The organism is Streptomyces sp. NPDC002499 (assembly GCF_053595415.1).
This window is the reverse complement of record NZ_JBSFXO010000001.1, coordinates 639,029-651,683: the sequence shown is the minus strand read 5'-3', so window position 1 is coordinate 651,683 and position 12,655 is coordinate 639,029. Positions and strand designations below refer to the sequence as shown.

At 71.9% G+C, this 12,655-nt stretch carries 14 protein-coding genes; 9 read left to right on the top strand and 5 right to left on the bottom strand.

The annotated features are described in order from the left end of the window. Positions 1-160: 160 nt before the first annotated feature. Positions 161-328, top strand: coding sequence for a hypothetical protein (locus ACWD5F_RS02955; protein ID WP_185146267.1), 168 nt, complete (start codon positions 161-163; stop codon positions 326-328). Positions 329-369: 41 nt separating this feature from the next. Here the strand turns inward: ACWD5F_RS02955 and ACWD5F_RS02950 are convergent, their stop codons facing one another. The 3 genes from ACWD5F_RS02950 to ACWD5F_RS02940 all read right to left on the bottom strand — a co-directional run bounded on the left by ACWD5F_RS02950 (position 370) and on the right by ACWD5F_RS02940 (position 3,669). After that, complete coding sequence (locus ACWD5F_RS02950; protein WP_451250449.1) at positions 370-513, bottom strand: hypothetical protein; 144 nt, start codon at positions 511-513, stop codon at positions 370-372. A gap of 48 nt (positions 514-561) precedes the next feature. Further along, positions 562-2,544, bottom strand: a complete 1,983-nt coding sequence (locus tag ACWD5F_RS02945; protein ID WP_451250448.1) for a hypothetical protein — start codon at positions 2,542-2,544, stop codon at positions 562-564. 213 nt (positions 2,545-2,757) lie between these two features. Next, the gene (locus ACWD5F_RS02940; protein WP_451250446.1) at positions 2,758-3,669 is read right to left on the bottom strand and encodes a LysR family transcriptional regulator; all 912 of its coding nucleotides are present in this window, start codon (positions 3,667-3,669) and stop codon (positions 2,758-2,760) included. Positions 3,670-3,806: 137 nt separating this feature from the next. On the opposite strand from ACWD5F_RS02940, the gene ACWD5F_RS02935 reads away from it, so the two are divergent. The 5 genes from ACWD5F_RS02935 to ACWD5F_RS02915 all read left to right on the top strand — a co-directional run bounded on the left by ACWD5F_RS02935 (position 3,807) and on the right by ACWD5F_RS02915 (position 8,122). Further along, on the top strand, positions 3,807-3,890 hold the full coding sequence (locus ACWD5F_RS02935) for a putative leader peptide (protein WP_351305882.1): 84 nt from the start codon (positions 3,807-3,809) through the stop codon (positions 3,888-3,890). A gap of 117 nt (positions 3,891-4,007) precedes the next feature. Continuing rightward, complete coding sequence (gene sfnG / locus ACWD5F_RS02930) at positions 4,008-5,129, top strand: dimethylsulfone monooxygenase SfnG (protein ID WP_451250444.1); 1,122 nt, start codon at positions 4,008-4,010, stop codon at positions 5,127-5,129. Positions 5,130-5,186: 57 nt separating this feature from the next. Next, positions 5,187-5,741 (top strand): NADPH-dependent FMN reductase, encoded by a 555-nt coding sequence (gene ssuE, locus ACWD5F_RS02925; protein ID WP_451250442.1) that lies wholly within the window; start codon positions 5,187-5,189, stop codon positions 5,739-5,741. A gap of 5 nt (positions 5,742-5,746) precedes the next feature. Beyond that, positions 5,747-6,931 (top strand): SfnB family sulfur acquisition oxidoreductase, encoded by a 1,185-nt coding sequence (locus tag ACWD5F_RS02920; RefSeq protein ID WP_451250440.1) that lies wholly within the window; start codon positions 5,747-5,749, stop codon positions 6,929-6,931. Positions 6,932-6,976: 45 nt separating this feature from the next. Beyond that, positions 6,977-8,122, top strand: a complete 1,146-nt coding sequence (locus ACWD5F_RS02915) for an LLM class flavin-dependent oxidoreductase (RefSeq protein WP_451250439.1) — start codon at positions 6,977-6,979, stop codon at positions 8,120-8,122. Positions 8,123-8,130: 8 nt separating this feature from the next. On the opposite strand, the gene ACWD5F_RS02910 is transcribed toward ACWD5F_RS02915, so the two are convergent. Beyond that, the gene (locus ACWD5F_RS02910; RefSeq protein ID WP_451250437.1) at positions 8,131-9,177 is read right to left on the bottom strand and encodes an acyl-CoA dehydrogenase family protein; all 1,047 of its coding nucleotides are present in this window, start codon (positions 9,175-9,177) and stop codon (positions 8,131-8,133) included. Positions 9,178-9,293: 116 nt separating this feature from the next. Between ACWD5F_RS02910 and ACWD5F_RS02905 the strand changes: the two genes are divergently transcribed. Both ACWD5F_RS02905 and ACWD5F_RS02900 read left to right on the top strand, forming a co-directional pair. Then, positions 9,294-9,650: a YciI family protein gene (locus tag ACWD5F_RS02905; RefSeq protein WP_401723606.1), complete on the top strand. Its 357-nt coding sequence runs from the start codon at positions 9,294-9,296 to the stop codon at positions 9,648-9,650. Beyond that, positions 9,650-10,846, top strand: a complete 1,197-nt coding sequence (locus ACWD5F_RS02900) for an RNA polymerase sigma factor (RefSeq protein WP_451250435.1) — start codon at positions 9,650-9,652, stop codon at positions 10,844-10,846. The genes ACWD5F_RS02905 and ACWD5F_RS02900 overlap by 1 nt, the downstream gene beginning before the upstream one ends. 78 nt (positions 10,847-10,924) lie before the next feature. On the opposite strand, the gene ACWD5F_RS02895 is transcribed toward ACWD5F_RS02900, so the two are convergent. Beyond that, positions 10,925-12,031, bottom strand: coding sequence for a substrate-binding domain-containing protein (locus tag ACWD5F_RS02895; protein ID WP_451250433.1), 1,107 nt, complete (start codon positions 12,029-12,031; stop codon positions 10,925-10,927). A 146-nt stretch (positions 12,032-12,177) separates the two neighbouring features. Between ACWD5F_RS02895 and ACWD5F_RS02890 the strand changes: the two genes are divergently transcribed. Beyond that, positions 12,178-12,624 (top strand): MarR family winged helix-turn-helix transcriptional regulator, encoded by a 447-nt coding sequence (locus ACWD5F_RS02890; RefSeq protein ID WP_124001312.1) that lies wholly within the window; start codon positions 12,178-12,180, stop codon positions 12,622-12,624. The last annotated feature ends 31 nt before the right edge of the window (positions 12,625-12,655 follow it).

Here is a 12,655-nt window from a genome sequence, read left to right as displayed (position 1 = left end):
CGTGGACGTCTACCCACGAACACGCGATTCCCTCGGAAGGGTGATGGACGCAAGGGACTTCGTGTGTTCGGCGGACATGTCAGGGCAGATCGCGGGCAGGCGAACACTACGACGGAGGTCGTGCCGATTCGAGGAACCGACGACGGAGGTGTCTTCCGCAATGAGCGCGAAGGTGTTGGAGCGGTTTTCAGCGGGGGCTCCGCGCGGGTCGTGGCCGGCGGAGGAGTACGCGGCGCAGCGCCGTGCCGCGGGGATACCCGCGACGGTCGTGATGGACCTGAAGTCGGACGCGTTCCTCGTGGTGGTCCCGGTCGGCGACGACGACTGAGACCGACCGCAGGGACGGACCGGAGTCCGCCCCCTGTGACGTCACCGCGCGCCGACGGCGTCCAGCGACTCGCCCGTCGCCAGCCGCGCCCGTACATCGACCCGGGGCTTCCCGGGCGCGGGCAGCGCGAGCGTCCGGCCGTCCTTTGTGGCCGATACCGCGCCCGTCACGGACAGGCTGGTCACGGTGTGATTGCCTGCCGCGGCAGCGGACCGGAGTGCGCTCGCGCGAGGTCACCGCGCGCCGACGGCGTCCAGTGATTCACCCGTCGCCAGCCGCGCCCGTACGTCGACCCGGGGCTTCCCGGGCGCGGGCAGCGCGAGCGTCCGGCCCGTCTTCGTGGCCGACACCGCACCCGTCACGGACAGCCCTGTCACGGCACGACTGCCCGCCGCCAGCACGAACCAGTGGCCGCGCGGGGACTGCCAGCCGGTGGCGGCCACGACATGCTGTCCGAAGCGGCTGCAGGCCGCGGTGGACCGGGCCTCGGCGACCGTACGGGCCGGTGCGGTCTGTGCGTCCCGGCTGGTGCGGAGCGTCACCGTCACATCGCCGGGTCCGCGCCAGGAGTCGGCGCGGGCGCAGGTCCACACGGCGTGACCGCCGCCGTCGGGCAGTTCCTGCTCGGCGAAGTCCCAGGCGTTGACGGCCCGGACGCCGGTACCGCGCAACGAGCCGAGCCCGCACGCCTGATGGGCCCACGCCAGCAGCGCCGCCGGACCGGTCGCCTCCCGGGGCTGCCGGGCGGGCGGGGTGCCGTGCCCGGGCAGCGGGGTGTAGGTGAGGTGGACCGGCGACAGGTCGCCCACTCCGGCGAGCAGGAACGCGTGATGCTCGGCGACGCGCTCCGAGGACCGCAGTTGCAGCACCGGCCGACCGGCGCAGCCACTGCCCGCGGGCACGGTCGGGACCGGTCCGGTGACCCCCTCCTTCGACACGGCCAGCGGACGGGCCAGGACGTCCGGCCGCAGCAGGTCGCGGGTCTGCGCCTCGGCGACCCAGGGGGCCAGCAGATAGCGGACGGCGCCCTTGCCCTGCTCGCCCGGACCGAGGGCCACGGCCGCCGCCGTCGTGACGTCGGCCTCGTCGGCACGGGCGATGTTCAGCTCCGCGCGGTCCTCGGACGAGAGCAACTCGTCGTAGCGGGCGAGGCGTTGACCGTCGTACAGCAGGACGACGGCACGGTCGTCGACGTCCCCCGCGTACAGCAACTGGGGCTCGGACGTCGGCGGGATCGCGGTCGTGCCGGGGGAGAGGTGGATCCGGGTCCGTGGTGCGGGTCGGGTCCACGCGGACAGGGCGCGGCCGAGGAGGTCCTCGTCGTGCACGCGGGGGCCGCGCGCGGGCCAGGCGGTGAAGTCCATGCGCGAGGTGTTGTCCCACACGCCTGCCGGAGTGCGCACCAGCTCCGCGGGGCCGAGAGCGGCACCCGCGACGGACGTCGGCGTCGGCGCCTGGGACGTCGTGCCCCCGGACGTGGTCGCCACCAGCGTCACCCCCGTCACCGCGACGAGCGCCAGGGCGGCCAGACCCAGCCGGGCCCGGCGCCTGCGGCGCAGCAGGTCGGTCGGGCTCGCCTGGAGGGCGCAGGCGTCGAACTCCAGCGAGGTCAGCAGCGTGGCGGCCCGGGCGCCGACGCTCTCGGCGAGGGCGTCGGCGGTCCGCAGGGCGGCATCCGGGTCCCGCGCCTCGGCGTCCGCCAGCAGCTGGTGCACGGCCTCGTCGCGCAGGCCGTGCACCGAGCGCAGCAGGAACGTGGCGCGCGCCGCCGCCGACACACCGGACAGCCGCTGCGCCAGGGCGAGTTCGTCCGCACCGCCCGACCTCGGGAACAGCCGCAGACCCACCACCAGCGGGAGCCCGGGCAGCAGCGCTCCCGGGTAGGTGAACCGCGCGGGCCACAGCCGCGGACCCCGGCCGTACGACAGCGCGCCGCGCAGCACCTCGACGAGCAGCGAGCGCTCCACGGGGTCACCTCCGCGCTTCTCCTCGCGCGGGGGCGGCACGGTGTGCCCGGGGAGCGCGCGCACGCCCGGGAGCGCCCGTTGGACCAGGTAGTGCGCCACGAGCACCCGTCGGTGCCGGCCGAGCGTCGGAGGCAGGACGAGATGCGCCAGGCGGACCAGCTCCCCGTACTGCTCGACGAGGAGGGACTCGACCTCCAGGAACGGTGGCCGGCTGCCCGCCGAGGGGCGCCGGCGCGAGCGAAGGTGCATGGGCGGGACGCTTTCGGAGAGGGGACGCGATGCTGTACCGCGGGGACACGTTGCTGTTCCGCTCCGACAAACGAGTGAATCCGCGACCGGTCACCGGCAGGCCGTGTCCTCTCGCGCCCGGAACCGTTCCGTCCGCGCCCGAGACCGTCACCGGAACCGTTCCGTCCGCGCCCGGGACCGTCACCGGAACCGTTCCCTCCGCGCCCGGGACCGTCAGACGCGGGCCTCGGCCAGCTCCCGCGACCGCCGTACGAACGCCTCGTGCAGATCCCCGGCCGCCTGCGGCACCGACTCCGCGCGGCGGCGGCGCAGCATCAGCAGGACCCGGGCCGTGGCGCCGGCGATGGGCCGGTAGGTGATCGTGCCGAGCCGTTCCAGCGGATCCCCGAGCACGCTGAAGTCCGGCAGGACCGTCGCCCCCAGCCCCTCCGCGACCATGAGCTTGCCCATCTCGGCGCCGTCGGTCGAATACGCGAAGGCCGGGTCCCGCCCGCCGAGCAGCCGGTGGACATAGCGGTGCATCACATAGCCGGACCGCATGCCGATCAGCGGCTCGGTGAGCAGCTCCTCCACCGTGACGATCGGCCGGGACGCCAACGGGCTGTCCGGACGCACGCACACCACCGGCAGCCCGGACAGCAGCTCGGTGGACTCGAAGTCGGTGGGCATGTCGTCGCCGTCCAGATGATTGACCAGACCGAGATCGAACCCGCCCTCCGACAGCGCCCGGTGGATGTCCGTCTGCTGCGCGCCGACCACCTCGACCTGGGTGAGCGGATGCGAGGCGCGGAAGTCGCGGACGACGGGCAGCAGCAGCGGCACGGTCGCCGCGTTGACCGTGCCCACCCGCACCATGCGGCTGATCCGGTGCTGCTCGCCGGCCGCCACCCGCAGCCGGTCCACCGCGTCCAGCACGTCGACGATCTTCGGCAGCAGCTCCCGGCCCTCCGCGCTCATCGTCGCGCCGGACCGCTTGCGCTCCAGGAGATCGACGCCGAGTTCACGTTCGAGATTGCGTACGGTCTCGCTCAACGCGGGCTGGGACAGCCGCAGTTCCTCCGCGGCCCGGCGCAGAGAACCGAGCCGGGTCACGGCCGCTATGTATTCCAGTTGTTCGGTCCGCATGCCCGCAGAATGCGGCGGATTCACCGCTCCGTTCAAGGGTTTCCCTGTCACACCTTCGTGAAAATCAATGGTCCGCGATACGAGACCGGTCGGGTTTTCCTTGACGCCCGTCGCGGGCGGCTGCCACGATCGACGGCATGATGATGCGACTGGACCTCACGCGGCGACGCCATGTCGACCTCGCGCGCGTCTCCAGCGCCTCCTGTTGCACCGCGGCCTGATCCCGTCAGCTCCGTCCTGTGATCCGCCGCTCTTCTTTCGTTCCCGCCTGATATTCCCCGGAGTTCGCTCCGGTCGAATTCGGCGTGCCCGAAAACATTCCGCAACAGGAGTTCCGCATGCCCGCCGAGCCCGTGAAATTCGCCTACTGGGTCCCCAACGTCAGTGGGGGACTGGTCACCAGCAAGATCGAACAGCGCACCGACTGGGGATACGAGTACAACCGCGAACTCGCCGTCCTCGCCGAGAACAACGGCTTCGAGTACGCGCTCAGCCAGGTCCGCTACATGGCCAGCTACGGCGCCGAGTTCCAGCACGAGTCGACCAGCTTCAGCCTCGCCCTGCTGCTCGCCACCCAGCGCCTGAAGGTCATCGCCGCCGTCCATCCCGGCCTGTGGCACCCGGGCGTCCTCGCCAAACTCGGCGCCACCGCCGACCACTTGTCGAACGGCCGCTTCGCGGTCAACGTCGTGTCCGGCTGGTTCAAGGGCGAGTTCACCGCTCTCGGCGAGCCCTGGCTGGAGCACGACGAGCGCTACCGCCGCGCCGAGGAGTTCATCACCGCCCTGCGCCGGATCTGGACCGAGGACCACACCGAACTCGCCGGTGACTTCTACCGGTTGCGCGACTTCTCGCTCAAGCCCAAGCCCCTCAACACCGCCGAGCGTCCGCATCCGGAGATCTTCCAGGGCGGCAACTCCACCGCCGCCCGCGCGATGGCCGGCCGCGTCTCCGACTGGTACTTCTCCAACGGCAAGGACTTCGACGGGGTGACCGAGCAGATCGCCGACGTCCGCGCGTCCGCTGCCCAAGTCGGGCGTGCGGCACCGAAGTTCGGTCTCAACGGCTTCCTCATCGTCCGCGACACCGAGGCCGAGGCCCGCGACACGCTCCGCGAGATCATCGCCAAGGCCGACACCGAGGCCGTCGAGGGCTTCGGCGCGGCGGTCAAGCAGGCGGGGCAGTCCACGGCCGACAAGAAGGGCATGTGGCAGGACTCCACCTTCGAGGACCTGATCCAGTACAACGACGGCTTCCGTACGGGGCTGATCGGCACCCCCGAGCAGATCGCCGAACGGATCGTCGCCTACAAGAAGCTCGGCGTCGACCTGCTCCTCCTCGGCTTCCTCCACTACCACGAGGAGGTCGAGTACTTCGGCAAGCGTGTGCTGCCGCTCGTGCGCGAACTGGAGGCCCAACTCCCGGACCCGGAGACCGAGTCCGTCCCCGCGCACGCCTGACCGCATCCCTCCGGACCGCCCGCCCAGCGAGCGTCCCGCCGCCCCGAAAGAGGACCCATGGCCACCGTCCTGTCCGTCTCCGGCAGCCCCTCCGCCTCCTCCCGCACCAACCGGCTCCTGCGCCACCTCGACCAGCGCCTGATCGCCCAGGGCCACGAGGTGATACCGCTCGACGTGCGCACCATCCCCGCCGAGGCCCTGCTCGGCGCGGACTTCCGGCACCCCGCCATCGTCGAGGCCGCCGAGCTCTTCGAGCGCGCCGACGGAGTCGTCGTCGGCACTCCCGTCTACAAGGCCTCCTACTCCGGTGTCCTCAAGGCCCTCCTGGATCTGCTCCCGCAGTACGCGCTGGCCGGCAAGACCGTGCTGCCGCTCGCCACCGGCGGCTCCACGGCCCACGTGCTGGCCATCGACTACGCCCTTCGTCCGGTGCTCAGCTCCATGGGTGCGGCCCACATCGTGCAGGGGTGGTTCACCCTCGACAAGGACATCACCGTGCGCGAGGACGGCGCCCTGACCGTCGCGCCCACCGCAACCGAGGCCCTCGCTCAGGTGGTCGACCAGTTCTCGGCCGCGCTGGGCCGCACCCCGCTCCTCGCGGCGGCGAGCTGAACGCCGTGTCCGCCCATGTCATCGCCGACGACGCGGAGGCCCTCGCGGTCGCGGCCGCCCTGGCCGTGGAGTTCCGCGCCGGAGCCTCCGCCCGGGACACCGAACGCAGGCTGCCCCGCGCGGAGTTGGACCGGCTCTCCGCGTCCGGACTGCTCGCCGTCACCGTCCCCGCCGAGCACGGCGGGGCGGACGTCACCGCCCTCACCCTCGCGGAGATCTTCCGCCTGCTCGGCGCGGCCGACGGCAGCCTGGCGCAGATCCCGCAGAGCCACTTCGCGTACGTCAATGTGATCCGCCGTCAAGGCACCGCACAGCAGCAGAAGTTCTTCTTCGCGGAACTGCTCGCGGGGCGCCGCTTCGGCAACGCGCAGTCGGAGGCCGGCACCAAGCACGTCCAGGACATCCGGACCCGACTCACCGCACAGCCGGACGGCTCGTACGTCCTGACCGGCGTCAAGCACTACTCCACCGGCGCCCTCTTCGCCGACTGGATCCCGGTACTGGCCCGCGCGGAGGACGACAAGCTGCACGTGGCGTACGTGCCCCGGGACGCCCCCGGCGTCACGGTCGTCGACGACTGGGACGGCATGGGCCAGCGCACGACCGCCAGCGGCACCGTCCAGCTCGCCGACGTCCCGGTGCCCGCCGACCGGGTCCTGCCCCACCACCTGACCTTCGAAGGGCCGCAACTCCACGGCGCGGTGGCGCAGTTGCTGCACGCCGCCATCGACGCGGGGATCGCCGGGGGAGCGCTGGCCGAGGCGGCGGAGTTCGTCCGCACGAAGAGCCGGCCGTGGTTCGAGAGCGGCCTGGACAGTGCCGCCGAGGACCCGCTGCTGATCCAGCGCTTCGGTGAACTCGCCCTCCAGGTGCGGTCGGCGGAGGCACTGCTGCGCGAGGCTGCCCGCGCGGTCGACGCGGCGCGCGCCGACCTGACCGACGACACGGCGGCCGAGGCGTCGATCGCCGTCGCCGCGGCGAAGGTCCAGGCGGCCCAGGCGGCGGTCGAGGTCGCGAGCGCTCTCTTCGAGGTGGCGGGCACCCGCTCCGCGCTCAACTCACTGAACCTGCACCGTCATTGGCGCGACGCCCGGACCCACACCCTGCACGACCCGACCCGCTGGAAGATCCAGCACATCGGCCGGTACGTGCTCAACGGCACGCGGCCACCCCGCCACGGCCTCCTCTAGGGCCTTCACAAGAGCCCTGGCCCGACCCCACCGAACGGAGACCCCGTGTCCCTCACCTTCCACTGGTTCTTGCCCACCAACGGCGACAGCCGGCATGTCGTCGGCGGCGGCCACGGCACTCCGGCCACCTCCTTCGGACGGGACCGGCCGCCGACGGTCGCCTATCTGAGCCAGATCGCCCGCGCCGCCGAGGACCTGGGGTTCGTGGGCGCGCTCACCCCGACCGGCGCCTGGTGCGAGGACGCGTGGCTGACCACCGCGATGGTCAGCCAGAACACCGAACGCCTGAAGTTCCTGGTCGCCTTCCGGCCCGGCTTCGTCTCGCCGACCCTCGCCGCGCAGATGGCGTCCACCTTCCAGCGGCAGAGCGGCGGACGGCTGCTGCTCAACGTCGTCACCGGCGGCGAGAGCCACGAGCAGCGGGCCTACGGCGACTTCCTCGACAAGGACGCCCGTTACCGCCGTACCGGCGAATTCCTGGAGATCGTGCGGCAGTTGTGGGACGGCAAGACCGTCGACCTGAAGGGCGAGCACCTCCAGGTCGAGGACGCCAAGCTGGCCCGCGTGCCCGACCCGGTGCCCGAGGTGTACTTCGGTGGATCGTCGCCCATCGCCGGCGAGGTGGCCGCCAAGTACGTGGACGTGTACCTCACTTGGGGCGAGCCGCCCGCGCAGGTCGCCGAGAAGATCGCCTGGATCCGGGGGCTCGCGGCCGCGCAGGGGCGCACGCTGCGCTTCGGGATCCGGCTGCACGTCATCACCCGTGACACCTCCGAGGAGGCCTGGGCCGAGGCCGACCGCCTCCTCGCGGGCTTCGACCCCGAGACCGTGAAGTCCGTGCAGGCCGGGCTCGCGCGCAGTGAGTCCGAGGGGCAGCAGCGGATGCTCGCCCTGCACGGTGGCGGCAACCGGGACGGACTGGAGATCCACCCCAACCTCTGGGCGGGCATCGGGCTGGTCCGTGGCGGCGCCGGCACCGCCCTGGTCGGCAGCCACGACGAGGTCGCCGAGCGGATCAAGGAGTACCACGCCCTCGGCATCGACGAGTTCGTGCTCTCCGGCTACCCGCACCTGGAGGAGGCGTACTGGTTCGGCGAGGGCGTCCTGCCGCGCCTCGCCGAACAGGGGCTGTGGCAGCACCCGTTCGGCAAGCGGTCCACGCCGTCGGCGCAGGTGCCCTTCGCGAGCTGAGGCTCCGGCTAGATCTCCGCCAGCGCGTCGAGGTGCGCCCGCCGCACCTCGGCCGTCTGCCCCTGCACCAACAGGAACATCCCCTCCCGGGCCAGCCGTTGGGCCGGCTCGCGCAGGTCCATCGCCCGGCCGCCGCGGGCCACGACCGCCGCCGTCGTGGCCGCGCGCATGAGGTCGTACGAGCGTGTCTTGAGCGCCAGCCGTTCAGGGACGCGCTCGTGCGCGACGGGGTGCTCGGCCAACTCGTAGACCTGGCGCCGCACTTCGTCGAGCCGCCCGCGCAGCGCGCCCGCGGCCTCCTCCTCACCGGCACCGGCCAGGAGACCGAGTGCCGCGTACGCCACGCCGAAAACGGCGGGGGAGGCGTTGGTGTTGCGGGGCAGGTCGACCAGCGCGAACTTCTCCTGCGGGGTGCGCAGCACCACCGCGTCGTCGGGCAGCCAGAGTCCGTCCAGCTCCAGGGAGACCGTGACGGACGCGGTGAGAGCGGCCAGGCGCATAGGGGCGGAGGCCGTGAGGCCCGGCTGCTCGCGCGCCTCGGTGAAGGCGAACACCACCTCGTCCGTGTCCGTCACACCCGCGAGCAGCATCACATCGTTCAGACCCCAGCCCGTGTACCAGGGCACCGTCCCGTCGAAGCGCCAGCCGCCGCGCTCCGGTGTGACCCGCACCGGGATCTTCGGGAAGGCGCGGACGTGCGCGAAGGCGATGCCGGCCAGCAGTTCGCCGGTCGCCAGTGGGCGCAGCAGCCGCTCCCGGACGGGGAGGGCGGACTTCGCGAGCATCCGCACGGGCGTGTGGTGCTGGGTCTGGACGAACCAGGTGGAGCAGCACGCCCCGGACAGGATCTCCGCGATCTCCCGCGCCACGGCGTCCGGGGCGCCCGTACCGTCGTACTCCTTGGGCGCGCTCACTCCGAGCAGCCCCGACCGTCTGACGGCCTCGATGTGGCTCGCGGGCACGGTCCCCTGGTCGACCTCGGCCGCGTGCGGGGTGAGGAGGTCGTCCGCGAGAGACCTGGCCACGGCGATGAGCGGATGGGTTTCGACGGTCATGGAAAAGATTCTCCCGATCTCGTCGCGCGAGGTGTCGATCCGGTGCTGTGTCGTTCGTGTAGGAGGTGAGAGAAGGACCCGACACCACGAAACGACACGTCGCCACGGAGGACGTCATGCCGCACTACCTGCTCAGCGTGATCACACCGGCCGAGGGAACGCCGCCCGGTCCCGAGGCCATGGCCGAGATCGTCCGCAACCTCGACACCTTCCACGCGGAACTGCACGAGGCCGGCGCCTGGGTCTTCGCCGGTGGCCTGCACGGCCCCGAGACGGCCACCGTGCTGCGACCCAAGGACGGCGACGTCCTGATCACCGACGGGCCGTACGCCGAGGGCAAGGAGTACCTCGGAGGCATCTGCCTGATCAAGGCGCCCGACCTGGACGCTGCCCTGGAATGGGGCCGCAGGGCGACCTGGGCCACCACCCTGCCCATCGAGGTCCGCCCGTTCATGCACCAGGCCGAGGACTGATGCCCCAGCCCGTCGACGTCGCGGCCGTCTTCCGTGCGGAGTACGGCCGCGCCGTCGCCGTCCTCGTCCGTTTCCTCGGCGACATCGACCTCGCCGAGGAAGCCGTCCAGGACGCCTTCACCACAGCTGTGCAGCGCTGGCCGGAGACGGGCGTGCCGCCCAGCCCGGCGGGCTGGATCATCACCACCGCGCGCAACCGCGCGATCGACCGGCTGCGCCGCGAGTCCTCCCGCGAGGCCCGCCACGCCGAGGCCGCGCTGCTGAACGCCGCCGACACACCGGTCGAGGAGGGCCCCGTGCGAGACGACCGGCTCCGCCTGATCTTCACCTGCTGCCACCCGGCGCTCGCCCCGCAGGCCCAGGTCGCCCTGACCCTCCGCCTGCTCGGCGGCCTGACCACACCCCAGATCGCCCGCGCCTTCCTGGTGCCCGAGCCGACCATGGCCCAGCGCATCGTCCGCGCCAAGGCGAAGATCCGCGACGCCCGGATCCCGTACCGGGTGCCCCGCGACGCCGACCTCCCGGACCGCATCAAGGGCGTCCTGGCCGTCGTCTACCTGATCTTCAACGAGGGATACGCCGGCGACCCGGAACTGTGCGCGGAGGCCGTACGCCTCGGCCGTCTCCTGGCCGACCTCATGCCGGACGAGCCCGAGGCCGTCGGCCTGCTCGCGCTGATGCTTCTCGTCGAGTCCCGCAGGACCGCGCGCGAGGGCGAACAGGGTGAACTGATCCCGTTGCCCGAGCAGGACCGCACCCACTGGGACCACGAACTGATCGCCGAGGGGCAGTCCCTCGTCCGCCGCTGTCTGCGCCGCAACCGGCCGGGCCCGTACCAGATCCAGGCCGCCGTCCAGGCCGTCCACAGCGACGCGAAGACCGCCGAAGCCACCGACTGGAGCCAGATCCTGCGGCTCTACGACCAGCTCATGGCGATCGCCCCCAGCCCGGTGGTGGCCCTGAACCGCGCGGTCGCCGTGGCCGAGACCGCGGGCCCCCTCCCGGCCCTCGACCTGGTCGACGCCCTCGACCTGACCGGCTACCACGTCTTCCACGCGGTCCGCGCCGATCTGCTGCGCCGCCTGGGCCGCACGGCGGAGGCGGCGCAGGCCTACGAGAGGGCGGCCGAACTGACCGGGAGCGCGGCGGAACGGGCCCATCTGGAAGCCGTGCGACGGGAACTCGACGTCACCTGAGCGATCAGGGTCAAGGCCGTACGGCATCCAGTGATCGACCGTGGTCTAGGACACACGGCATCCAGCGATCGACCGTGGTCAAGGGCGCACGGCATCCAACTGCGTGAGCACGTCGAAGTCCACCCCGTCCGCCCGCGCCAGATAGATCCGCTGCCGGACATGACTGCCGCGCAGGCGCAGTAAGCCGCGCGGTCCCTCGTAGGACACCGAGTCGGCCGTCGCGCCGATCGCCGTGACGTCCAGCGTTCTGGCCCGGGTGATGAGCGCGGCCAGCAACAGGACGCCCTCGTAACACGATTCGCCCAGACTGCCGGGCGCCGGAGCGTCGACGCCGAACCGGCCGGCGTACTGGCCATGGAAGTCGAGGGTGTCCTGGTTGGCGAGCGAGGCGAAGAACCCGGCGGTGCTGTAGAGATCCGCGGTGGACGTCGGGCCGCTGGCCATCAGCATGTTCTCGTCCATCAGCGTGCTCAGCCGCAGACAGCGCGCGTCGAGCCCGGCCGCGGCGAACGCGCGGTTGAAGCGCACCGCGTCGCTGCCCACCAGCAGCATCAGCACCGCGTCGGCCTCGGAGTGCTCGATGCTGCGCAGCACGTCGTCGAAGTCATGGGTGCCCAGCGGCAGATAGGCGCGCCCGCAGATCCGGCCCCCCGACTCGTGGGCGTAGCGGCGCGCGGCCTGTGCGGTGCGGCGCGGCCAGATGTAGTCGTTGCCGACCACGAACCAGCGGCGCACCTTCCGCTCGCGCGCCAACAGCCGCATGGCGGGCCGGAGTTGTGCGTCGGGCGTCTCGCTGGTGAGGAAGACGCCGTTGGTGTGCTCGCCGCCCTCGTACAGGGCCGTGTACACATACGGCACCCGGTGCGCAATGCGCGGCGCGAGAGCCTGGCGTACCGAGGAGATGTGCCAGCCGGTGACGCCCTGCACGACCCCCAGGTCCACCAACGCCTCGACCCGGTCGGCGATTTCGGCGGGCTCGGCGCCGCCGTCCACCGGCAGCAGGCGCAGTTCCTTGCCGAGGATCCCGCCCGCGTGGTTGACCTCCTCGGCGGCAAGGCGCGCGCACAACTCGCAGGTGGGTCCGAAGATTCCGGCGGCGCCCTGGAGGGGGAAGACCAGGGCCACGCTGATCATGCTGTCGTCGACGGTGAACCAGTCGAGCGGGTGGGGGTCGAGCTGGAACATGCGGTCATGATTCCGGGTCCGCCCGGTGAACTCCAGCCCGTCTCGTGGTGCGGTCGGTGCGGGGACGGGATCTGTGGCCGGGGACGGTCTCCGTGGCCTGCGGGAGGGCACTTGTACGATGGATCCACCCGGGACCGAGGAGAACGATGCCTGCCTCATCTGCGCGTCAACCCCAGGACCTGCTGCAGTTGTTGACGCGTGCGGAGCGTGTGGCCGCGCGGCGGCTGCGGTCCGTGCTCGACGAGGAAGGCTGCTCGCTGGACGCGTGGCGGGTGCTCACGCTGCTCTCCGACGGCAAGGGCCACTCCATGACGGCGGTCGCCGAAGCCGCCTTTCTGCCCGCGCCCACGCTCACCAAGCTGGTCGACCATCTCGTCGACCAGAACCTCGTCTACCGCCGCGTCGACCCCCTGGACCGACGCCGCATCCTCGCCCACCTCACCCCGCGCGGTCAGACGTACTGGCGCCGGCTCAGCCGTGAGGTCCGGTCCCGGTGGCCGGTGCTGAACGAGGGCGACGACGAGTTGCTGCGGGCGCTGCTGGGGCGGCTGGTGGAGACGCTCGACGAGACACCGACGGTGGATTCGCCCTGACGTCACCTTGAGTGACCGAGTGACCGGGGGC